Annotated in this window: 17 protein-coding genes; 15 read left to right on the top strand and 2 right to left on the bottom strand. The window is 38.2% G+C overall.

From position 1 onward, the window contains the following. Position 1 precedes the first annotated feature (1 nt). A complete protein-coding gene (locus ACODR7_RS06540; protein ID WP_488838180.1) occupies positions 2–823 on the bottom strand; it encodes a hypothetical protein in 822 nt (273 codons plus the stop codon). A gap of 371 nt (positions 824–1,194) precedes the next feature. Further along, positions 1,195–4,563: a transcription-repair coupling factor gene (gene mfd, locus ACODR7_RS06535; RefSeq protein ID WP_488838178.1), complete on the bottom strand. Its 3,369-nt coding sequence runs from the start codon at positions 4,561–4,563 to the stop codon at positions 1,195–1,197. A gap of 250 nt (positions 4,564–4,813) precedes the next feature. Here mfd and ACODR7_RS06530 point away from each other — a divergent pair, with 250 nt between their 5' ends. The 15 genes from ACODR7_RS06530 to nadC all read left to right on the top strand — a co-directional run bounded on the left by ACODR7_RS06530 (position 4,814) and on the right by nadC (position 24,830). After that, entirely contained in the window at positions 4,814–5,209 is a 396-nt protein-coding gene (locus ACODR7_RS06530; protein WP_047427317.1) for a hypothetical protein, read from the top strand. Between the two features lie 181 nt (positions 5,210–5,390). Beyond that, positions 5,391–5,687 carry a hypothetical protein gene (locus tag ACODR7_RS06525; RefSeq protein ID WP_076595986.1) on the top strand — a complete coding sequence of 99 codons (297 nt, stop codon included), beginning with the start codon at positions 5,391–5,393 and terminating at the stop codon, positions 5,685–5,687. Between the two features lie 136 nt (positions 5,688–5,823). Continuing rightward, positions 5,824–7,323: a GH3 auxin-responsive promoter family protein gene (locus ACODR7_RS06520; RefSeq protein WP_488838176.1), complete on the top strand. Its 1,500-nt coding sequence runs from the start codon at positions 5,824–5,826 to the stop codon at positions 7,321–7,323. Between the two features lie 69 nt (positions 7,324–7,392). Continuing rightward, on the top strand, positions 7,393–7,755 hold the full coding sequence (locus ACODR7_RS06515) for a hypothetical protein (protein ID WP_076595988.1): 363 nt from the start codon (positions 7,393–7,395) through the stop codon (positions 7,753–7,755). Between the two features lie 92 nt (positions 7,756–7,847). Beyond that, positions 7,848–9,083: an MFS transporter gene (locus ACODR7_RS06510; protein ID WP_488838174.1), complete on the top strand. Its 1,236-nt coding sequence runs from the start codon at positions 7,848–7,850 to the stop codon at positions 9,081–9,083. A 303-nt stretch (positions 9,084–9,386) separates the two neighbouring features. Continuing rightward, positions 9,387–9,992, top strand: a complete 606-nt coding sequence (locus ACODR7_RS06505) for a tetratricopeptide repeat protein (protein WP_488838172.1) — start codon at positions 9,387–9,389, stop codon at positions 9,990–9,992. Positions 9,993–10,162: 170 nt separating this feature from the next. Beyond that, complete coding sequence (locus ACODR7_RS06500; protein ID WP_488838170.1) at positions 10,163–12,235, top strand: T9SS type B sorting domain-containing protein; 2,073 nt, start codon at positions 10,163–10,165, stop codon at positions 12,233–12,235. Positions 12,236–12,337: 102 nt separating this feature from the next. Further along, entirely contained in the window at positions 12,338–14,485 is a 2,148-nt protein-coding gene (locus ACODR7_RS06495) for a T9SS type B sorting domain-containing protein (protein WP_488838168.1), read from the top strand. Between the two features lie 155 nt (positions 14,486–14,640). Then, on the top strand, positions 14,641–16,227 hold the full coding sequence (gene dnaB / locus ACODR7_RS06490; protein ID WP_488838166.1) for a replicative DNA helicase: 1,587 nt from the start codon (positions 14,641–14,643) through the stop codon (positions 16,225–16,227). A gap of 58 nt (positions 16,228–16,285) precedes the next feature. Further along, positions 16,286–16,762, top strand: coding sequence for a ribonuclease HI (gene rnhA / locus ACODR7_RS06485; protein ID WP_076595994.1), 477 nt, complete (start codon positions 16,286–16,288; stop codon positions 16,760–16,762). A 165-nt stretch (positions 16,763–16,927) separates the two neighbouring features. Continuing rightward, positions 16,928–19,186 carry a T9SS type B sorting domain-containing protein gene (locus ACODR7_RS06480; protein WP_488838164.1) on the top strand — a complete coding sequence of 753 codons (2,259 nt, stop codon included), beginning with the start codon at positions 16,928–16,930 and terminating at the stop codon, positions 19,184–19,186. A gap of 160 nt (positions 19,187–19,346) precedes the next feature. Continuing rightward, positions 19,347–21,605: a T9SS type B sorting domain-containing protein gene (locus tag ACODR7_RS06475; protein ID WP_488838162.1), complete on the top strand. Its 2,259-nt coding sequence runs from the start codon at positions 19,347–19,349 to the stop codon at positions 21,603–21,605. Between the two features lie 121 nt (positions 21,606–21,726). Then, complete coding sequence (locus ACODR7_RS06470; protein WP_488838160.1) at positions 21,727–22,353, top strand: NAD(P)H-dependent oxidoreductase; 627 nt, start codon at positions 21,727–21,729, stop codon at positions 22,351–22,353. 31 nt (positions 22,354–22,384) lie between these two features. Continuing rightward, positions 22,385–23,956, top strand: a complete 1,572-nt coding sequence (gene nadB / locus ACODR7_RS06465) for an L-aspartate oxidase (protein ID WP_488838158.1) — start codon at positions 22,385–22,387, stop codon at positions 23,954–23,956. A 13-nt stretch (positions 23,957–23,969) separates the two neighbouring features. Next, positions 23,970–24,830: a carboxylating nicotinate-nucleotide diphosphorylase gene (gene nadC, locus ACODR7_RS06460; RefSeq protein ID WP_488838156.1), complete on the top strand. Its 861-nt coding sequence runs from the start codon at positions 23,970–23,972 to the stop codon at positions 24,828–24,830. Positions 24,831–24,880: the final 50 nt, after the last annotated feature.

Here is a 24,880-nt window from a genome sequence, read left to right as displayed (position 1 = left end):
ATTAGTTGTTTTTATAGCTCACGTATTCGATAACATCCATTTTCATGGTAGATTCCAGCGTAAATGCACTGGAAGCTCCATTTGAAGCCTCTACATTTCGTCCGATAGCAAATTGTGAAGTAGAACTTGAAGTATCAATCTTTCTGCACGCGATTTCAATATTGTGAACACCTACAGGAACGTTCTGTTCTGTATAATTAAGAGTAAAAATATAGTCCTGAAGACCAGCTTTCCCACTATTGTTATTAGAAGCAATTCTATCCGGGCGTACCGCTACCAATGCTCCGTTTCTGAAAACACCACAAGCAAATCGTACGCTTTGTATGGCAGTAGATGAGGATGCTTTCATTTCAATTCCTGTCTGGAACTGATAGGTAAGTCTGTTCTTTCCATTTTTGATGGTAAAAGTATTGTCAAGTCCATCTATCTTTTTCCAATTTCCTTTAGTAGCATCAGTAATATTATCTCCAACTTTGTTTGTGTAGACACCGTCACCGGCAACACCAGCCGTAAGTGATATAATACCTGTTTGATCTGATGACAGATAAGAATTAATCAGCTTATACTGTCCCTCTTCCATAAAGGAAACATTCAAAGATTTCCACACAGGCGGCAATCCTTCGCCCTGAGAAACCAAAACCTGGCCGTTTAACCCGGCATTTCCAGCCTGAGTTGATGTACCGCCTACTCTAAGTTCTTTTCTTAAGGTGGTTTTTCCGTTCACATCAAGAACAGATTTGGGCTTTGTAGTACCTATCCCCACCTGAGCGTTGGCGTAGAATGAAAGAAATCCAGCTACGCAGCAATGTATAATTGTTTTCATAATTAATGACTGCAAAGTTACATAACGAAGTCGAAAAAATTCCAGCTACCAATCTATAAACCTATAGAAATAAACACATTACAAGATAGAATTATTCACACGCAAAAGTAGAATTATTTCTACATAACTCTACTTTTCATCTATTAAAAAAAGAACATCACACCTCAAACCCTTGCTGTACGGGGTTTTACGATATTTTTTTTATCATTATAAAGTGATTACAAGCCCTCGAAAACAGGCTTAATTCTCTTTAACAGGAATATTACAAAAGAAAAACATGATAACAATCACAAAAAAACGCATAAAAAATCAAGTTTTTCATGCGTTTTAGTAACTTTTACAATACTATTTCTAATAAATAAAACAAAAATTTAATCATGATTAATAATTGCTTTCAACAATAGATTAACTTCATCTACATTTTTAACTTTTTCTTTCCTCATCATCAACTGATTACCTTCTTTTCCTGATTTCTCTTTAAGCTGGGCTTCAGCCGGATTTCGGGTCAGATAATTAATAATATGTCGGAATCTGTCTGTCTGATAAAACTTATCCTGAGGATTTCCCGGGAAGTATCCTAAAAACACCCCGTTTTTCATGACAATCTTTTCAAAACCGATGTCAGCAGCAAGCCACTTCAATGAAACACTCTTCAAGAGATTGACAGCTTCCTTCGGCAGCGCTCCAAAACGGTCGATCAGTTCCAGTTCAAACTGATGAAGGCCTGCTTCATTAGTAATTTCAGCAATTTTTTGATAGAGCAGCAACCTTTCTTCTGTATTGGAAATATAGGAGTCCGGCAGCATCAATTCCAAATCAGTATCAATATTAACATCCTTCACAGATTTAAAAAGCTTCTGCCTGTCTTCTTCATTTTCAAAAAGGTTTTCAAAATCCGCATCATCTTTTAGTTCTTCCAAAGCTTCCTGCATTAGTTTCTGATAGGTTTCAAACCCCATTTCATTGATGAACCCACTCTGCTCAGCACCAAGAAGGTCTCCCGCACCACGGATTTCCAGATCTTTCATCGCAATCTGGAAACCGCTTCCCAGATCTGAAAACTGCTCAATGGCTTCCAGACGTTTTCTGGCGTCCGAAGTCATCATATCATAAGGTGGAGTAATCAGATAACAGAATGCTTTCCTGTTACTACGCCCTACCCTTCCTCTCATCTGATGCAGATCTGCCATACCAAACCTTTGTGCATCATTGATGAAAATAGTATTGGCATTCGGAACATCTACTCCACTTTCTACAATGGTAGTGGACACAAGAACATCATATTTCCCTTCCATAAAATCCAGAACATTCTTTTCAAGCTGCTTCCCTTCCATTTGCCCATGCCCTGTAATCACTCTCGCATCAGGAACCAGCCTCTGGATAAGTCCTGCAATATCTTTCAGGTTTTCAATTCTGTTATTGATAAAGTATACCTGACCATCTCTCTGAAGCTCATAAGAAACGGCATCACGAAGGGTTTCTTCATTGAACCCGATTAATTGCGTATCTACAGGCTGTCTGTTTGGCGGCGGTGTTTTGATAACGGATAAATCCCTTGCAGCCATTAATGAGAACTGTAAAGTCCTCGGAATAGGAGTCGCTGTAAGGGTAAGGGTATCCACATTATTTTTCAAAGTTTTAAGTTTATCTTTTACTGAAACCCCGAATTTATGTTCTTCATCAATAATCAGCAATCCAAGATCTTTAAATTTTACTGAACTGCTTACCAACTGATGCGTTCCTATAATAATATCTACTTTTCCGTTCTTTAAAGCCTCTAAAGTCTCCGATTTCTGCTTAGCCGTTCTGAATCGGTTTACATACGCAACATTCACCGGAAAATCTTTAAGTCTTTCTTTAAAACTTCTGTAATGCTGAAAGGCAAGAATAGTAGTAGGAACCAATACCGCAACCTGCTTACCATCTGTAGCGGCTTTAAATGCAGCTCTGATCGCAACTTCCGTTTTACCGAAACCTACGTCACCGCAGACAAGCCTGTCCATCACCGTATCAGCTTCCATATCTTTCTTCACATCTACGGTAGCCTTTTCCTGATCCGGCGTATCTTCATAAATAAAGCTGGCTTCCAGCTCGTTCTGCAGGTAGGAATCCGGAGTAAAAGCAAAGCCTTTAGCCGTTTTCCTCTGGGCATACAATTGAATCAGGTCAAAAGCAATCTGCTTAACCTTCGCTTTTGTCTTCTGTTTTAATGATTTCCATGTTGGAGATCCAAGTTTACTCAGAACGATCTCTCTTCCATCCGGGCCATTGTATTTCGATATTTTATGCAGAGAGTGAATGCTTACATATAATAAGTCTCCATTTTTATAGGTTAGCTTGAAACATTCCTGAATCTTTCCGTCATTATTCACTTTCACCAATCCCATAAACTTCCCGATTCCATGATCAATATGGGCAATATAGTCTCCTATTTTCAGAGACATCAGGTCTTTCAGGGTAAGCTGTTCAGATTTTGCAAAAGTATTTTTCGCTTTATATCTCTGGTAACGGTCAAAGATCTGATGATCCGTATAAACCAGCAGTTTGTGCCCATTATCAACAAATCCTTCGTGCAGTTCAGACTTAAAGCTTTTAAATGGGAGTTCATGCTCAAGTTCTTCAAAAATAGACTCCAGCCTTTCTTTCTGTTTTTCTGTTGAAAAGGAAATCCAGGTATCAAATCCGTCATTCTGTTTTTCTTCGATATCTTCAATCAACAATTCGAAGTTTTTATGAAAAGAAGGCTGTGGAAGCTGCTCCATTTTTACTTCAGCTACTTCTTTCAGTCCTTCAATGATCATTCCTCCAAAATCAATTGTTTTGAATTTTTTATAATCAAACAGAAATTCCTGATCAGAAATAAAAAGCTCCTGCGGAGTCCTGTGGGCAATGTCTTTACTTAATGTATCATATTTTTCCAAAGATCTTTCATAGAACGTCCGGATCTTCTGCATTCCTACCATTCCGTTTTTAGAAACCACAAAACTTTCCGTAGGCAATAGCTGCAACAGAGAAACCCTGGTTCCCGTTACTGAAAAGTTCATATTGGAAACCAACTGGAAATCCTTTACTTTATCTACCGAAAGCTGTGTTTCGATATCAAAGGTTTTGATACTTTCCACTTCATTACCGAAGAACGTAATTCTGTACGGTTTTTCATGTGAATAGGAAAACACATCCACAATTCCTCCTCTCACAGAAAACTCTCCCGGTTCAGAAACAAAATCAGCCTGCTGGAAATGATAATGATTAAGCAGTTCATCCACGAAATCAAAATCCAGATGGTCTCCTACTTTAATATGATGAGAAATTGCTTTAAAATCTTCTTTTTTCAAAACCTTTTCAGATAAAGCTCCGGCGTAAGCCACAATAACTTTCGGAGATCTTCCGGAATTGATTTTATTAAGAACCTCAGTCCTTAAAACCAGATTGGCATTCTGAGTCTTTTCTACCTGATAAGGTTCAAGATGGGTTGCCGGAAAATACAGCACCTTATCCTTGCCCAAAAGATCTTCCATCTCAGTATTGGCATACAAGGCATCTTCCTTATCATCTACCAGATAAAGAATATTCTTCTTCTGAGCCAAAAAAAGCTCAGCCACAAAAATAGAAACTGAAGATCCCGCATTTCCTTTTACGGCAATATGCTGACTGTTTTCTAACTGGGTAAAAATTTCTTTCCCAAACTCTTTCTGCATAAGGTCTGGAAGGAACTTTTCATTGATGGATTTTAACTGCATAAATAGTAATGGTATAAACGACAAAAGCGATTTCGGGAGTTTTCCGAAACCGTTGATGGTATACAAAGGTACGGATATTTTTTCTCTTCCTCAGAAAAATGGAAAGACCGAAGGTTTAAAATGAAGGACTTAGCTTCATAAATCTTAATTTTTTACAATTTTATCTAATAACCTGTTAAAAAAAATCAACTTTTTCTCCATGGCATAGTGTTTGGGACTACCAGCCTAACCAAACATTAAGAATAGTATTATGAAAAAAGCAATTAAAATCTTAGGAGTTATGATGCTGTTATTATTCACAGCATTATCTTTTTCGTCGTGCAGCAAAGATGACGACCCTGTCAACAATGAATTTTTCGCCGGAACCTACAAAGGAAAGGTTTCTTATAATGATGGAGGCTCTACCAATATCAGCACAGACAACGGAAGTGTATTTGTAACGAAGATCGCCAGCGGCACCAAATATAATTTCGCTTTCTCCAACAGTATTCCGGATCTTAACGGAATAGAGTTTAATCAGGAAGGAGATCATACTCTGGTGATGATTGGTTCTACAGCAACCTCTTATATCAGAATTGATAACAATGTTCTAAAAATCCTGTATGTCAAAGATGGCAAAACGTGGACAGCCAACTGTACGCGCTAGCCATGTCTATTTATATATTATGCAAGCCTGTTTCCGGAAATGGAGACGGGCTTTTTCATTGTAAATGAAGTGTTTTAATTTTTTTTTAAGCTGTAATAAACTTTAGTTAAGTTTGAAAATAATGTTTTTGCAGCCTGCTTTTTGTATATCTTTATTCAACAAAAAACAAACAATAATTCTTATGAAAAAATTCTTATCTGCAATGTCTTTGATCCTGGGATTAGGACTTGCCACTGCTCAGCAGACTGCTCCCGCTACAGGTGCTACTGCACATCCGCCTGTAAAAGCAACTACAGCAAAAGCTGCGAAACCAGCTGAAGTGAAAGCTGCAAAACCTGCAATGGATGCAAAAGCAGTGAAGCCTGCACAACCGGCTGCCAAAATGAAAAAAGACGGCACTCCGGATAAGAGATATAAAGAAAACAAACACCTGAAAAAAGACGGTACTCCTGATAAAAGGTACAAAGAAAATAAATAAGCATAACATTAACATATAGTTGTTATTTTCATAATCAAATTTCGAAAAACCGGTGGAACACGTTCCATCGGTTTTTTTTATGTGAAGCTTCGTAAAAAATGATTCCAGATTCTTTACTTATTTATAAATTTGACCCATGTTAAACTTCTTCAAGAAAAATGCAGCGCTGATTTGGGCAAAGAGACATGTTCAGAAAGCGGAGGATTTCAAAAAAAATGCTGAGAAAAACCAGGAAGACTTATTAATCTCTCTGGTGAATACAGCTCAAAAAACACTTTTTGGACGGGAACATGATTTTGAAAACATTCATTCTGTAAAGGATTTTCAGGACAGAGTTCCTGTAGCAGATTATGAAGATCTGAAACCTTATATTGAAAGGGTAAAAAAGGGACAGTCCAATATTTTATGGACGGAAACTCCGGAATATTTTGCCAAAACTTCGGGAACGACTTCCGGATCTAAGTACATTCCGATTTCCAAAGAAGGAATGCCATTTCAGATTGCCGGAGCCCAAAGTGCATTATTTCATTATATCAGCAAAAAGAATAACGCTGATTTTGTAAACGGAAAAATGATTTTCCTTCAGGGAAGCCCGGAACTGGAAGAAGTCTTTGGAATAAAAACAGGAAGACTGTCTGGTATTGTAGCGCATCATATTCCTAATTACCTTCAGAAAAACCGTCTGCCAAGCTGGAAAACCAATATTATGGAAGACTGGGAAGCGAAAGTAGACAAAATCATAGAGGAAACGGAACATGAAAACATGACACTCATCTCGGGAATTCCACCATGGCTGATCATGTATTTTGAAAAGTTAACAGAAAAACATGGTAAAAAGATCAAACAGCTTTTCCCAAATCTTCAGCTTATTGTTACCGGAGGAGTCAACTATGAACCTTATCGTGATAAAATGGAAGAGTTATTGGGAGGTAAGGTAGACATCGTTCAAACTTTTCCCGCTTCTGAAGGTTTCTTTGCCTTCCAGGATAATTATACCAAAGAAGGACTGCTGTTGTTGACCAATCATGGAATTTTCTATGAATTTATTCCTTTGGAAGAATATGGCAAGCCTGAAGCAAGAAGATTAACATTAAAAGAAATCGAACTTCATAAAGATTATGCATTGATTCTTACCACCAATTCCGGGTTGTGGGCTTATTCTATTGGGGATGTTGTAAGATTCATCAGCAAAGATCCGTACAGGATTTTGGTAAGCGGGAGAACCAAACATTTCACCTCTGCATTTGGAGAACATGTGATTGCTATTGAAGTGGAAGAAGCAATGAAAGCTGCGCTTGAAAAACACCCTGCACAGATTACGGAATTCCATCTCGCTCCGCAGGTGAATCCGGCTGAAGGACTTCCCTATCACGAATGGCTGATAGAATTTGAAAAAGAACCTGAAAACTTCGAAACTTTCAGGGATGAACTGGATCTGCAGCTTCGGGCAAGGAATACTTACTATGATGATTTGATTTCGGGAAATATTTTACAAAAACTGCAAATCACCAGACTTAAAAAAAATGCCTTTCATGAATATGCAAAATCCCAGGGAAAATTAGGGGGCCAGAATAAGACACCAAGATTGGCTAATGACAGAAAGATTGCAGATCTATTGGAAATTTACAAATTTTAATCATATTTTTTCAATTCCAAAAACGTATATTCAAAAAAAATTATAAATTTGAAAAACTAAAAGAAAATAATGAAAGCATCTGTACTGTTGAAATCATCTTTACTAACATCTTTATTTGTTATTACATCTTGTGCTACTACAAAATACAGCGAAGATATTTCAAAAAATAACTACTCTAATCTTGAAGCCGGAAAAATCTACAAAGTTACAATGAGAGACGGCTCTCCGAAGCAGACCATCTTATTCAGAAACGTTGTTGGCGAAAATCTTGTAGGCACAGCCGGTAAAAAAGACAGTACAGAAGTGATTATTCCTAAAGCAAATGTAGCTGCCGTAAAAGACAGAAGAAAAGCAAGAATTGCGGCAGGTGCTACCATTATCGGAGCAGCAGGTGTTGCTGCCATCGTATTAAGTTCTTCCAGAGCTGACTAAAATAGATTTTATCTTTTGAGACTTATTTAATATATCTTTCAAAAATTGTCATATGAATAGCCCTAAATAAATTTTTAGGGCTATTTTTGTTCATGATTTCCTTTACCCCGTTACAAACATTACAAAATGTTGAGTTCAGAAATCTTCTTACCGGGAGATTTTTTATTGTTTTAGCTTTCAGAATGCTTGCTACTTTATTAGGATGGTGGGTGTATCAATTAACAAAAGATCCTTTTTCAATAGGCCTTATCGGGCTTTCAGAGGTGATTCCTGCGGTAAGCTGTGCGCTGTATGCCGGACATGTTATTGATATGAATGAAAAAAAGAGACTGCTTCTTATTTGTAACTATGCCTATATTTTTCTGATCGGACTTCTGCTGATTCCCGCGTTCCTGGATGTGGAAATGCACTTTACAGGTCATCAGATTACCTATTATATTTATGGGGTTATCTTTTTCACCGGGATAGCAAGAGCGTTTATCGGTCCCATTGTTCCTTCCATGATTCCTAAAATCGTAAAGAAAGAGAATCTTCCCAATGCCGTAACCCTGAACCAGGCTACTTTCCTGATATCTTCTGTTTGCGGACATGCTATTGGAGGTGTTCTTATTGGATTTATCGGTGTAAAATGGACTCTGGTTGCTATTTTAGCACTCATATTTGTTGCTTCATTATTTTTCTGGCAGCTTCACAAACAGTATTCAGAATACAAAAAGGAAACAGTAAATGTAGTTGAAAGCATGCGCGAAGGAATTTCTTATATTTTTAAAACCAAGGAGATCCTGGGTGCTTTATGTCTTGATATGTTTGCCGTACTTTTTGGCGGAGCAGTAGCTATGATCCCCGTATTTGCAACAGACATCCTGAATTCAGGAGCTGAAGGTTTCGGTTTACTGAATGCAGCGTCGGATATTGGTTCCATGTGTATTATTACTATTTTATCTATTGTTCCTCTCCGAAAAAATCAGGGGAAAATACTTCTTGCTGTTGTTACAGGATTCGGGCTATGTATCATTGGATTCGGTTTATCAAAATTATATTGGCTGTCTTTTATGTTCCTGGTGATGAGCGGAATGCTGGATGGAATTTCTGTGGTTATCCGAGGTACCATTGTACAGTTAAAAACACCTGATCACATCAGAGGGCGCGTTCTGAGTGTAAATTCAATTTTCATCATGTCCAGCAATGAAATGGGACAATTCGAAAGCGGGCTTATGGCCAAATTACTTGGTGTAGTGCGCTCTGTGGTATTTGGCGGCTGTATGACTGTTTTAATTGCCCTGCTGGTAGGAAGTACCAATCCTAAATTGAGAAAGATGCAATATTAATTTATTGTTTATCAGACCATTTAAAATCTGACACAAAAAAAATAAGAATCCGAAATACTTAAAATCAGAATAGAACGTTTTCTATTCTGATTTTTATTTTATACCTGTTTTTTTAAAATTTATAAAAGAATTCAATCTCAAATATTTATCAAAACCACTAATATCTTTACGATCTCCATATAATATAACCCAAACAATAAAATACAATATTTAAAACCAATACATTACTTTCGTTAAATATATCTCAAAATCTTTAATTTAACGTTAATAATTTTTTATATTTGCTTCATAAAATATCCCCCTATGACTAAACTTTTACTAATTTTGAGCTTTCTCATGACAGGTTCTCTGATGAATGCTCAATTTTTTTCAGATCAAACCCTACAACAATCTGTTTTGCAGCTCAATAATGCTAAAACAGAAAACGACTACAATATGCTTTTTTCTAAGTTTTCAGAAGCTAAAACTTCAGAAAAATGGCAGGCTAATTACTACGCTGCAGCAACATTGTATCTTAAGACCAATTTCCTTTTAAAGAACAGCCCGAACAGTCCTCTTGGAGAACCTAATGAATCTGCAAGAAAACTGGCCATGCAGGCCCTTGCTTCTGAAAAGAATAATGGGGAGGTAAATATTCTCCTTGCTCTTATTCATTTTCAGAAAATAAGAATAAAAACAGCTGCGGACCCTCAAAAGGAATTAAAAACAGCTACAGGCTTTATGGCTAAAGCGGAAACAACTTTAAAGAACAATCCCAGACTTTCTTTTTTAAAGGCCGAAATAGCTGAAAAGCAAGGAAACAAGACGGAAGCTATAAAGTTCTATCAAAAAGCAGCCAAAGAATTTGAAACATCAGCCCCCTCATCCGGTTCACCTAATTGGGGAAAACAGCTGATCGGAACAAATTAACAGTAAGAAAATGCATGATCTCCTGAGCAAATCGGGACGATCAGTTTTTTTTGATATGAAAGACTTGAAAATCCTTTGAATGTTTAGAGAAACATTATTTTATATCAGATAAAAAACAGCATTTTTTTGTAACTAAACACTTTTACTATTTGTTTTTAAAATTAATTCTCATGAAAAAAACATTACTTGTTTTCTTAATCATATTTTCACATATTTTATTTGCTCAATCAGATTGCGGCACTGCAATGGCAGTATGCGGCAACACTGATATATCATATACTCCCAACGGCCATGGAGACATTGCGGAAGACCTCGGCGGATGTTTAACTTCTGATGAAAAGTTCTCCGTGTGGTATTCTTTTACCATCGCTACAGGTGGAACTCTTACCTTTGAAATCATCCCTAACGACCAGGGAGATGATTATGACTTTGGAGTGTATGGACCCAACAAATCTTGCGGAAACCTGGGAGCTCCAATACGTTGTTCATATTCCGGACAAAGTGGAAACACAGGTCTTAATATGACCGCTACAGATCTTAGTGAGGACGCTACAGGGGACAAATGGGTAAAATATCTTGACGTATTGCCTGGCCAGACTTACTATATCATTGTAAATAACCACAGAGAGACAGCTAACGGATTCAAATTATCATGGGGTGGTACAGCTACTTTATCATCTCCGTTCACCGATCCGAATATTCAGCCTCACCCATTCGTTCCACCGGGAATTCCAGGAGCTAATCCTACTGACCCAAGAGAAGTAGTGGTATGTTCAAATCCGGCGACTTTTGATTTCGCATCATTATCAGCAGGAATTCTTAATGGCAACCCTAATTTCAGCATCAGCTACCACACCAGTCAAAATGATGCCTTAACTGGCAACAACCCTCTTGTTGGCCCTCAAACTGTTACTCCTGTTGGTGTTTATTTCTATAGTATCAATTATACTGATCCTACTAACCCGAACAGCCCTGTTAATAAATGCAGACAGACGGGTAAATTTAAATTTAAAGATGGTACCATCAAGGCTACCAATGTAACGCTAACAAGCTGTAATAATAACAATGCAGGTACCGCAACGTATGATCTAACAACTGCCGCTGTTTTTGCTGATCCAACCGCAACTAAAAAATATTACCATACTTTATACGATCTGAATAACTCAATTAATGAGATTACCAACATCTATCAGTTTGTTTCTGCAGAAGGTAAAATATATGCAAAGGTAACCTCTGTATTTGGATGTAGTGATATTGCAGAAATTACTCTTAAGTTCTATCCGCAAATCATTGCAAAAGACGCTGAATTAAGATCATGCTTTATTGAAGCAAATCCTTCCACAGCTTTATTCAACCTTGATAATGCTGCTGTAATCACTCCACAGGCAGGTATTACTAAAAAATACTTCCCTTCACTGACAGATGCAATTGATGGAACCAATGAGATTTTAAACGCTAATTATATTGCACCAAGCGGTTTGGTATACGTAAGAGTATCTGACACCAGAGGATGTTATGTAGTGGTAAAAATTGGTTTAACAGTAATTGCTCCGGTAACTTCTAATGTATTGAAAGACAAAATCATCTGTATAGAAGACACTACCACTTTAGATGCGGGACCCGGATTTAAAAGCTATGAATGGAGCACGGGGGCTACAACACAGTCTATCAAAGATGTAGGTGTAGGTGTTTACTGGGTAAAATTAAAAACGGGAGAATGTGTTGCCACTCAAAAGGTAACAGTTTATCCTTCTGAACAGCCGGTAGTAACAAACATCGATATTAACAACACTACATTAACAATCAATGTTATTGGAGGAACTCCGGATTATCAGTATTCTATGGATAAAATTTTATGGCAGCCGTCTAATGTATTCTCCAATGTAGCAAGAGGAACTTACAAAGTGTATGTAAAAGATGCTTATGACTGCGAACCTATTGAAGTGAACGTAGTAGTTCCTAACCTTATCAATATGATTACTCCCAACGGAGATGGCGTGAATGATGTAGTAGATTATTCTGCTATGGCAGATAAACAGAACCTTATTTTAAGTATCTTTGACAGATACGGAACAAAAATCCACCAGGGAGATAAATCCAACGGTTACAAATGGGATGGTAGAATTGCCGGCAAGAACATTCCTACAGGTACTTACTGGTATTCTGTAACATGGAACGAAAATGACAAGAAGAACACTCCTTTCAAGTTTTCAGGTTGGATTGTTGTAAAAAACAGAGAATAAAACACCTTAGAATATAAAAAGCCGCTTTGGCGGCTTTTTATTTTACAAATAATGATGAAAATTTATTGATTTCAAGCTTGTTTAACAAAAAAAGTTTTAACAATGAAAAAAATATTACTTCTTTTTATTTTATTGATAACACAAATGGTCTTTTCACAGTCAGACTGTGTCACAGCAATTCCCATCTGTGGTAATTCTGACATTTCATACACCCCTTCAGGCCCGGGGAATATTATAGAGATTCTTAATCAAAACGGAGGATGCCTCAGCACCAATGAAAGATATACAGTTTGGTATACTTTCACTGTATCCACACCAGGAACGCTGGCATTTAAAATAAAACCAAACGATCAGGGTGATGATTATGATTTTGCAGTTTACGGACCAACGGCAAACGGCTGTGCTTCCTTACAGAATGCGGATCACGTTTTCATACAGCCTATAAGATGTAACTATAGTGGTACTTCAGGAGATACAGGTCTGGATCTTACTCTTGCTCCGCCCGCAGTATTTCCTACCAATCCTCCCGGTGTTACATCCAGTATGAACAATGGAAAATGGAGTCCTTATATGGATGTGTTAATGGGGCAGACCTATTATCTGGTTATTGACAATTTCAGTAGATCCGTTAATGGTTTTTCTTTAGAATGGTCAGGAACTGCAAGCTTAAGTTCTGCATTTAACGATCCAGTTCTTTCTCCCAACCCGTTTATCGCGCCAGGTATTCCGGGAGCTACACCTAATGACCCTAATCAGGTAATGGTTTGTGCGTTGCCTACCCAGTTTGATTTTACAACATTATCTGCAGCTATTATTAATGGTAACAGCCCGAACTTCAAGGTTACTTATCACAAAACCACCAACGATGCCCTTACAGGACAGAACCCTCTTACAGTAACTACTGTAGACGGAACCACAACATATTATTACAGAATTGTATACCAAGATCCCAGCAATCCGAACAACCCTATCAACGGTTGCTTTATAACAGGTAAATTCAAGTTTATCAATGTGGGGATCTCCGCCAATTCGGCAACTTTATACTCCTGTAATAACAACGGAGCTGGTACTGCAAAGTATAATTTAACAACAGCCAATGTATTTGGAGGAACCGGAGCAACGATTAAATATTATGCAACGGCGGCGGATATGAATGCGGATATTAATGAAATTACAGATCCCGCCAACTATGTTTCTGCTGAATCTACAGTCTATGTAAAAGTAATTTCTTCTTTCGGATGTATTGCAACTACTACCATCAGACTATTATTCTATCCAGCTGTTGTGCTAAAAGATGCTGTACTCCAAAACTGCTATATCGACAACGATGTTACGCGTTCAACATTTGATCTTTCCAAAGCAGATATCGGTGTAGCTGTTCCAACACCTACCGGAACTATTATTAAGTATTACACAACGGTAGCGGATGCTAAAGCACAGACCAATCCTATAACAGCAGCATTCAATTATCTCTCAGAAAGCAAAACAGTATATGCAAGAGTAGATAATGACAAACAGTGTTATTCCATTGCCAAAATAGAGCTTATAGTATTACCTCCTGTAAAATCAGCAGTATTAAAAGACAAAACAATTTGTGCTGAAGCCAAAACCACTTTGGATGCAGGCCCTGGATTTGTAAGCTACGAATGGAGCACTGGTGAAACCACACAATCTATCAGCAACGTAGGAGTTGGGGTTTATTGGGTAAAACTTCAGACCGGAAAATGTTTCACACTTCAGGAAGTACGTGTACATGCAAGCCTTCAGCCAGTAGTTTCAGGAATCGAAATTACCAATAACAATATCACCGTAACAGCTACAGGAGGCGTTCCTCCTTACCAATATTCTGTAGACGGTGTTAACTGGCAGGATTCCAACGTATTCACAGGCCTTCCCCGAGGAGAAAACACAATATATGTAAAAGATACTTACAACTGTACGCCTATCCAGGTAACTGTGACAGTTCCTAATCTTATCAACGCCATTACTCCGAACGGAGATAACGTAAATGATGTTATTGACTATTCTGCATTAGCCTACAAGAAAAACCTTATCTTCATTGTATATGACAGGTATGGAAACAAACTTCATGAAGCGAAGAAATTCAATAACTTCTCTTGGGACGGAACCGCTTTTGGTAAGAAAATTCCAACCGGAACTTACTGGTACACGATCTCCTGGAACGAAAACAATAAAAACAGTACCGAAACCAAATATTCAGGATGGGTATTGGTAAAGAATAAAGAATAAGTTTTTACTTCATCTTGTTGAAAAATCACCTCAGACTGAGGTGATTTTTTTTATCAACAAGACCAACCTCCTGTTTACAGCATTTTACGAAAGACTGCTAATAATTTGTTGAATACTATTTTTTTATTATTTTTTAAATAAACTATCTTTGCACCATGGCGCAGAAAGAAACATTATCATCCCTGACACACGGAAACTTTGCAAAAGAATTGTCTATTGCGGATGGAAAAATGCCTCCCAATGCAGTGGATTTTGAAAGACTGGTTATCGGAACTTTTTTGATTGACAAAAAAGGTCTTGACCACTCCATTGATCTTCTTACCCCAGAGGTATTTTATGATCCCAGACACCAGGTCATCTTTTCTACTATCCTGAAATTGTATGAAGGCAACCACCCGGTAGACTTAATGACGATTATTCAGGAGTTAAAAAAAGAAGACAAGCTGAGCCAGGCAGGTGGCGATCATTACATTATTGATCTTACCATGGGAGTAAGCTCATCTGCCCATATCGAATATCACGTACGTGTTATTCTTGAAAAGTACATTTTAAGAAGCCTTATTAATGTTTCTGCTAATGTTATTGATTCTTCCTACAAAGAATCAACAGATGTTTTCGAACTTCTGGATAAGGCGGAACAGTCTTTCTTCGAGATTACCAACGGAACAATCAAAAAAGGATTCGATACCGCTAACTCATTGGTAAAACAAGCCATTGATACAATTAAATCTTTAAAAGACAAACAGGGACTTTCCGGAGTTCCTTCAGGATTCAGAGATGTAGATAAGGAAACGGGTGGATGGCAGAATTCTGACCTCATTATTATTGCGGCCCGTCCGGCGATGGGTAAAACAGCCTTCCTTCTTTCCATGGCAAGAAATATTGCAGTAGGCCACAAAATCCCTATGGCTTTATTCTCTCTCGAGATGGCATCAGTACAGCTGATCACCAGAATGATTGCTTCTGAAACAAGAATTTCCTCAGAGAAACTAAGAAAAGGAACTCTGGACGATGAAGAATGGCAGAGACTATTTTCCAATGTGTCTGAACTGGAAAATGCGCCTTTATATATTGACGAAACCCCTTCCCTTTCCATATTCGACTTCCGTGCAAAATGCCGAAGACTGGTAATGCAGCACGGCGTAAGACTTATCATGGTTGACTACCTTCAGCTGATGACAGCCGGCGGCGGTGGAAAAGGCGTTGGAAACCGTGAACAGGAAATTTCCATGATTTCACGTTCATTAAAAGCGATTGCAAAAGAACTTAACGTACCGGTAATTGCTCTTTCCCAGCTTTCAAGAAGTGTGGAAGCCCGTCCCGGAAAAAGACCTCAGCTTTCAGATCTGAGGGAATCCGGAGCAATTGAGCAGGATGCGGATATCGTATCTTTCATCTTCAGACCGGAGTATTATAAAATTACCGTTTGGGATAATGATGAGGAAGGCCAGGAAACTTCTACAGAAAACCAGGCCGAACTGATTATTGCAAAACACAGAAATGGTGCTACGGCAGATGTCCGATTATCATTCTTAAAACATTTTGCAAAATTCGGTGATATTGAAGCCGCGTTTGATGGTGGTGCCGGAGGTGGATATCCATCCAACTTCGGAGAACCAAACGGCTTTGACAAGATCAAAACAACAATTCAGCCAGGAGCAGCATTTGACCTTCCGGACAGCTCAAAACTTTCCGGTTCATCAATGAATGACTTTGATGATGACGATGACTTTCCTTTTTAGGCAAAGAATCAATTCAGTTTAATTGTACGGTCAATACATCAATTTTTAAAAAACAGATTTGAGAATCGAAATTTATACGGACGGAGCTTGCAGCGGAAACCCCGGAAAAGGAGGATATGGAATTCTTATGCGTGTTCCTGAAAAAAATTATCAGAAAACATTTTCCAAAGGTTTTAGAAAAACAACCAACAACAGAATGGAGCTTCTGGCTGTTATCACCGCATTGGAAAAACTGAAATCTACAGAAAATGACATCCATGTGTATACCGACAGTAAATACGTATCCGATGCCATTAACCAAAACTGGATTGCGGGATGGATCAAAAGAGGATGGAAAAATGTAAAGAACCCTGATCTCTGGAAAAAATTCATTGAACTCTACAATAAACACAACCCAACAATGCATTGGGTAAAAGGTCATGCCGGGCACTTTGAGAACGAGCTTTGTGACAAATTAGCCGTTGCAGCAGCCAGTTCTCCGGATCTTGAAATTGATACGTATTTTGAGGGTCTGGATAACAATTCCTTATTTTAATTTAATTAATGCAAATACGTATTACCTACTATAATATTCACCATTATATCACAATAAGCAGTATTTTTTTAAAATATTATTAAAATTTAAGCGAAATTAACATTAAATACATATTATTTAATTGGGATTTAATATCTTTACATATTAATCTAAGTCCCATTATAAATGAATAAAAATCTATTATTGTATTTATCTGTTTTTTTACTCTGTATAGCCGGGAAGTCCTTTGCCCAGACTTATCAGCTTATCGGAAATCCAGTGAACACTACTGGATGGACAATGGTTTCACCTACTCAGGTAAACACAGATTTTATTCAGCTAACCCCGGACACCAACAACCAATCCGGTTCCATAAGGCTGAATGATCCCATCAATCTAAAATATTGCGACAAATGGAGAGTGGAATTTGATTTCAGAATGGATTCCAACCAAACCTCCAACGGAGATGGAATTGCCTTCTGGTATCTTGCCAATCCGCCTGTTGCCAGCGTATTAGGTTCCGGTCTTGGTGTTTCTCAGAATGCGGTAGGACTTGTAGTAGGGCTTGATACATACAACAATACCACGACAGCTACCATGAGTAAAGTTCATGTTGCTTACGGACAGGTTCAAAACACCACTGACACCAACAACGTTGAATTCTTTAATATACCCGGAAGTTCTTTCCATTCACCGGATCTGAATACTACACAACCTTTTCAGGGAACAACTTTTAAACATGTGGAAGTAACAGCACAGGTAGACCCTGCAGCTCCCACCAGCTGGATCATCAAAATAACAATAGACGGTAATGTAATTTGTAATCAGTCTTTTGCACCTTCAGGCACAGCTGCCGCAATGACTGTAGGCTATTTTGGCTTTTCAGCGTCTACAGGGGGAGCAAGATCAAGACATTCCATTAAAAATGTAAAAATTTATACGGATAAAGTTCCTATTTTGCAGAATGCAGCAACACAGTCATTCTGCCCTAATCCTGCTACAGGATACGGATCTGTAAACCTTACTACTTTCAATTCGCAATTTGTAAACAACCCTTCCAATTATACCTTTACTTATTATCCATTCGGAAGCTCTACACCTATTGCTAATCCCGCCAATTATCAGTTTAACGCTAACTCAACAGTAACAGTTGTTATTAAAGATAATGCAGGATTGCTCTGCGATAACCCGGATGGTAAAATTTTACTGGATCTTGCTCCTTTCAAAGCAGAAGATAAAACGATTACTGTATGCAATAATAATAAAGCCGGAACAGCAGCTTTCAACCTTAATACAGCAGCTGTTACAAATGTTCCTGGGGTTAGTAAAAAATATTATAAAACGTTAGCAGACCTCAATGCAGATACGAATGAGATTCAGAATCCTAACAATTACATATCCGCCCCCGGAGCTGTTTATGTAAAAGTAACCACTCCTCAGGGATGTACAGGTTCAGCAAAAATTACATTGGCATTCTATCCCGACACTCCTGTGAAGGAAGCCACTCTAAGATCATGTTTTATTGAAAATAATATCACAAGTGCTATTTTTAATTTGACAACCGCAGATGTTACCACTTTAGGAACCGGCACAGCCAAAAAATACTACACATCCATCGCTAATGCATTAGACGGCATCAATGAAATCATGAATCCACTTCAGTATTTATCTACAAGTACTGTAGTGTATGCAAAAGTAACAGATGCTAACGGATGCTTCAATATTGCTAAAATCAATCTTATGGTATTACCACCTGTACCATCTTCTGTTTTAAAAGACAAAACCATTTGTATTGGAGAAAAAACAGATTTGGATGCAGGACCTGGATTTGACGGTTATGAATGGAGCACAGGAGCAACTACCCCATCTATTAAAGATGTAGGGGTTGGCACTTATTGGGTAAAACTGAAAACCGGCAACTGCATCACTACGCAGACTGTTAATGTAAAAGCCTCTGCAAACCCGGTGATTTCCAGCATTGATATTGACAACAACACCATAACAGTAAATGCAGCAGGAGGAACGCCTCCATATCAATACTCTGTGGACGGAGTTAATTGGCAGCAGGGCAATATATTCACAGGGTTAGCAAGAGGAGAAGTAAGAGTATATGTAAAAGATTTCTACAACTGTACCCCTGTTGAAGTTCAGATCACCGTTCCTAATCTGATTAATGCCATCACACCAAACGGGGATAATGTAAATGATGTCATTGATTATTCAGCGCTGGCTTACAAGAAAAATCTGATATTCATCGTCTACGACAGATATGGCAATAAATTGTATGAAGCCGGAAAGATGAGAAACTTCACCTGGGACGGAACTGCTTCCGGTAAAAAAATTCTTACTGGAACGTACTGGTACACCATTTCATGGAACGAAAACAACAAAGACAATACTGAAACTAAATACTCAGGCTGGGTATTGGTTAAAAACAGAGAATAAATTTTAATATCAGAAACTACCTCTTCCGGGGTAGTTTCGGTATTAAAAACAACATCCGCCCAATCAGAGATTGAGACCAGATATTTCTTTCTCACTATAATTTAAACATTAAAAAAAGCGATTTTATATCAAAAAACAATAACATCATAATCCATCCACTATGAAAAAAGATATACTCATTTTTTTACTGACTATCTTATTATGCTTGCCGGGAAGGTTTCTTTCACAAACGTATCAACTTACCGGAAACCCTGTAAATACAACAGGCTGGGATCTTGTCTCTGATGCTATCGTAAGCGGAGACTTTGTAAGACTTACCACAGATCAAACCAGCAGATACGGGGCTGTAAAATTATCCACTCCTATTACGTTGAGCTATTGCGATAAATGGAAAGTAGAATTCGATTTCAGAATTGACGGAAACGGAACCACACAGTTTGGAAAAGGAGATGGTTTTACCTTCTGGTATCTTGCCAATCCGCCAACAGGATTTGTATCAGGAGGAGGGCTGGGTATTCCAGCCAATGCTTCCGGGCTAATGGTTGGTTTTGATATCTTCAACAATACGACTGAAGGCCAGATGAGCAAAGTTCATATTCTTTATGGCACTAATAATACCACAGGTAACAATATTGAATTCAACAATACTCCAGGAAGTACCTTCCACTCTCCGGACCTTATCGCTACCAACCCATTTGTAGGAGATACTTACAGACACGTTGAAGTAAATGGAGAAACAGACCTTACCAACCCAACAAACTGGATCATCAAGGTAAGAATAAACGGTGTGCTTATCGTAGATCAGTCTTTTGCTCCTTCCGGAGGTGCCGTGGGAATGTCACAGGGATATTTTGGCTTCTCTGCAGCAACAGGAGGTGCCAGCGCGAGACACTCTATCAAAGACGTAAAGGTTTTCGTAGATAAAGTTCCTATTTTAAGCAATACAGTCTCGCCGTTCGTTTGTACAAATCCCGCTACCGGAAATGGTACAGTAGACCTTACTTCTTATAATTCTCAATTTGTAAACAATCCGGGAAATTATATCTTCACATATTATGTATTGGGAAGTTCTACTCCTATCGCAAATCCTGCAAGTTTCCAGTATTCAGGAAATACTACCATCAAAGTGGTAGTGAAGGATCCCACTTCTACTCTTTGTGATAATGGCGACGGTATTATTCAGCTTAACCCTACTCCATTTGCAGCCACAGATGCCAGTCTTACAGGATGTAATAACAACAATGCCGGAACAGCAACTTTTGATCTCAATACCGCAGCTGTAACAACTGTTGCCGGAGTTACCAAGGAATTCTACCCCACCCTGTACGATTTGAATAATGGTACGAACCAAATAACCAATCCTTCTGCCTATGCCTCTGCAGCAGCAACAATATATGTAAAAGTAACCACACCTCAGGGCTGTGTAAGTACGTCTAAAATTACACTGAATATTTACCCCGTGGTGGTGGTCAATGATGTTGAACTCAAATCCTGTTTTATTGAAACCAATCCATCTATGGCTTCCTTTAATCTTACAGGCGCTGTAGTTTCCCAGGGTGGACTTACAAAAGAATACTATCCATCGTTAACGGATGCCATCAGTGGAACTAATGCAATCTCTACGCCGGCAGCATATATTGCTCCCAATGGAGTGGTTTATATTAAAGTATTCAGTGCAAACGGATGTTATTCTATTGCTAAAGTTACATTAACTGTTATCCCTCCTGTTTATTCAAGAACTTTGCTTGACAAGACGATTTGTATAGAAAACACAACTACTTTAGATGCAGGAGCTGGTTTCAAAAGCTACGAATGGAGCACAGGAGCTACTACTCAGTCTATCAAAAATGTAGGAGTAGGCACTTACTGGGTAAAACTTAAAACCGGGGATTGTATTGCCACACAGAAAGTAACAGTATATCCTTCCGATAATCCGGTTATTACAACGGTTGACATTTCAGGAAGTACGGTAACAATATATGCTAATGGCGGAACTCCTCCTTATCAGTATTCTATGGATAATATCAACTGGCAGGACTCCAATGTATTTACCAATATTGCGAGAGGAGAAGCTAAAGTATACGTAAGAGACGGCTATAATTGCGTTCCTGTGGAAATCAATATTACAGTCCCTAACCTGATCAATATAATCACTCCTAATGATGATGGTATTAATGATTTTGTTGATTACTCTGCATTAGCTAACAAACAAAATCTGGAAATAGCCATCTTTGACAGATATGGTTATAAAATGTTCAAAGCAGATAAAACCAATGGCTACAAATGGGCAGGAACTACCAATGGACATAAAAAAGTCCCTACAGGAAACTATTGGTATTCGGTTTCGTGGAATGAAAATAATAAAAACAGTACTCCAATAAAATTCTCAGGCTGGATTGTTGTAAAAAACAGAGAATAATTACAATTTCCATCACATCAAAAGAATCACCCTGCATGTCGGGGTGATTTTTTGTATAAACAAGGAGGAGATATTTCATTTTAAAGACACTTTATTCATCTTCAATTCTTAAATTTGTCCTATGAATTATTTGGAAGCTTTAAGCAGAAGATATTCTGTAAAAAAATTCAATCATCAGATTATTCCTCAGGAAACTCTTCACAACATTCTTGAGTCAGGAAAGCTGTCTGCCAGTTCGCTGGGACTTCAGCCCTATAAAATTGTGATTGTTGAAAGTGAGGAAATGAAGCAGAAGCTGATTCCGGCTTTCTATAATCCATCTCAGATTTCCACCTGTTCTCATCTTATTGTCATTATTTCAAAGAAAGTGATTGAAGAGAGCTATATCCGGGGTTATTTTAATCATATTTCTGAAGTAAGAGAAACTCCTATGGAAACACTGGATCCCTTCAGAAACAGTATTAATCAGCATATTACACAAAAAACACATGATGAAATTTTCAACTGGGCAGAAAAACAGTCTTATATAGTATTGGCCAATCTTATGTATGCCGCAGCTATTGAAAACATAGACTCCTGTCCTATGGAAGGTTTCCGCCAGGATCTTATAGAAGAAATTCTGAATATCGAGCCTGAAACAGAAAAAGTAACTGTTACCCTCGCTTTAGGTTACCGTTCTGAAGAAGATCATTTCCAGCACATGAAAAAAGTAAGAAAACCAAACGAAAAATTGTTTAAATTTATTTAATATTTTAAACGATTGTACCTAAAGCCAGCATATGATAAAAGCGGATGTATTAGTAATCGGTTCCGGTATTTCCGGACTTTCCTATGCCATTAAAGTTTCTGAACAGCACCCTGATGCCAAAATCATTATTGTAACAAAATCTGACGAAGACGAAAGCAACACCAAATATGCACAAGGCGGTCTTGCTGTCGTTACAGATTTTCAGAATGACAATTTCCAAAAACATATTGACGACACCATGCGTGCCGGCGATGGAGAAAATAAACGTGATGTCGTAGAAATGGTGGTAAGAGAAGCTCCTGCGAGATTCAATGAAATTGTAGAATGGGGTGCACAGTTTGATATGAAGAACGGCAAATTTGCTTTAGGCAGAGAAGGAGGCCATACTGAAAACAGAATCGTCCATCATAAAGACATTACAGGTTTTGAGATTGAAAGGGCTTTATTGGAAACAGTCAAAAACAGCCCGAACATTGAAATCCTCGACCACCATTATGTGATTGACATCATTACCCAGCACCATGTTCCGGGAAAAGAACTTAATGAAGGCGACATCCACTGTTATGGTGCCTATATTCTGGATGAAAAATCCAAAACCATCAAAAAAATCACTTCTAAAATAACGCTGGTTGCCACAGGAGGTGCCGGACATGTTTATAAAAATACAACCAATCCCACGATTGCAACCGGAGACGGAATTGCTTTCGTTGCCCGTGCCAAAGGAAAGGTTTCCAACATGCAGTATTACCAGTTTCACCCAACAGCTTTGTACAGTAAAATGGATGGAATGTTGTTTTTAATTTCAGAGGCCGTTCGTGGAGACGGAGCCAAATTAAGAACCAAGAGAGGCGAAAAATTCATGCATAAATACGATGAACGGGAAGAATTAGCATCCAGAGATATCGTTGCAAGAGCCATCGACGCTGAAATGAAAATCACCGGAGACGAATTTGTCGGCTTAGACTGCAAGGAAATGAACCATGAAAAATTCTTAGAACACTTCCCGAATATTTACAAAAAATGTAAAGACGAAGGAATTGATCCTTTCACTCAACTGATTCCTGTTGTACCAGCCTGCCACTATCTCATGGGAGGGATTGAAGTAGACAGAGACGGACAGTCTTCCATCAGAAATCTTTTCGCAGTAGGAGAATGTACCAACTCAGGACTTCACGGCGCTAACAGACTAGCTTCCAACTCGTTGCTTGAAGGCTTGGTTTTCGGACATAATGCTGCTATGAAAACTGTAGACCTCCTGAATGAAAACAGTTTCAACTTTGATGATCTGAAAGCCGTTCCGGAATGGGATGAAGAAGGAATGAAAATCATGGACGAAATGGTCATCGTCAGCTATCTGAGAAAACAGCTTCAGGAAATGATGAGTGATCTTGTAGGGATTGTAAGAAGCAACAGACGTCTGAATATGGCCCTACAGAAGCATCAGGAAATTGCAGCTGCTGTGGACGAAATATACCATTACTCTATTCTTTCCCCTCAATTATCAGAATTAAGAAACTTAACAACCGTTGCACACCTCATCATTACCCAATCCATGGAAATGACGGAGAATAAAGGAGCATTTTATAATAAAGACTTAGCCTAACAGAAATCACACAATGAAAAGACCAGCATACGTAACAGATAAAGCATTAAAGACATTTATAAAAAACGCTCTTGAAGAAGATATTCAGGATGGAGACCACTCTACCCTCTCCACTATTCCACAGGATCTTGTACAAAGTGCTAAGCTTTTAGTAAAACAAGACTGTATTCTTGCAGGGGTTGAACTGGCTGAAATCATTTTTAAAACATTTGATAAAAACCTAAAAGTTGAAATTTTTATTAAAGATGGAACTCCCTGTAAATTCGGAGACGTAGCCCTTATTGTTACAGGAAGTGCAAGATCCATCCTTTCTACGGAAAGATTTGTTCTCAACTGCATGCAGAGAATGAGTGGTATTGCAACCCTTACCCATGACTGGGATTCAAGATTAGTCGGTACAAAAACTAAACTTTTAGATACAAGAAAAACAACTCCCAACTTCAGAATGTGTGAAAAATGGGCGGTTGCCATAGGCGGTGGAACCAATCACAGATATGGTCTTTATGATATGATCATGCTGAAAGACAATCATATTGATTACAACGGAAGCATCACCAATGCAGTGGCAATGGCAAAGGACTATGTTAAAAAGAATAAGAAAAAGTTAAAAATAGAGGTTGAAACCAGAAACCTTGAAGAAGTTCAGGAAGCCATCAATGCAAAGGTTGACAGAATCATGTTAGATAATATGGATGTGAAGACCATGAAGCAGGCCGTAAAAATGATTAACGGTTCTTGTGAATCTGAAGCATCAGGAGGAATTACCCGCGATATGCTGAAAGAAATTGCCTCTACAGGTGTTACCTATATCTCTGTGGGAGCCCTTACACACTCTGCTGAGAATATAGATTTGAGTCTCAAAGCAGTGAAATAGCGTTGTATTTTTAACAAAAACACCCCTACTTTGTTAAAAATTCAATAACA

The sequence above is a fragment of the Chryseobacterium sp. FG46 genome (assembly GCF_057809135.1).
This window is presented reverse-complemented; position numbering and strand designations above follow the sequence as displayed.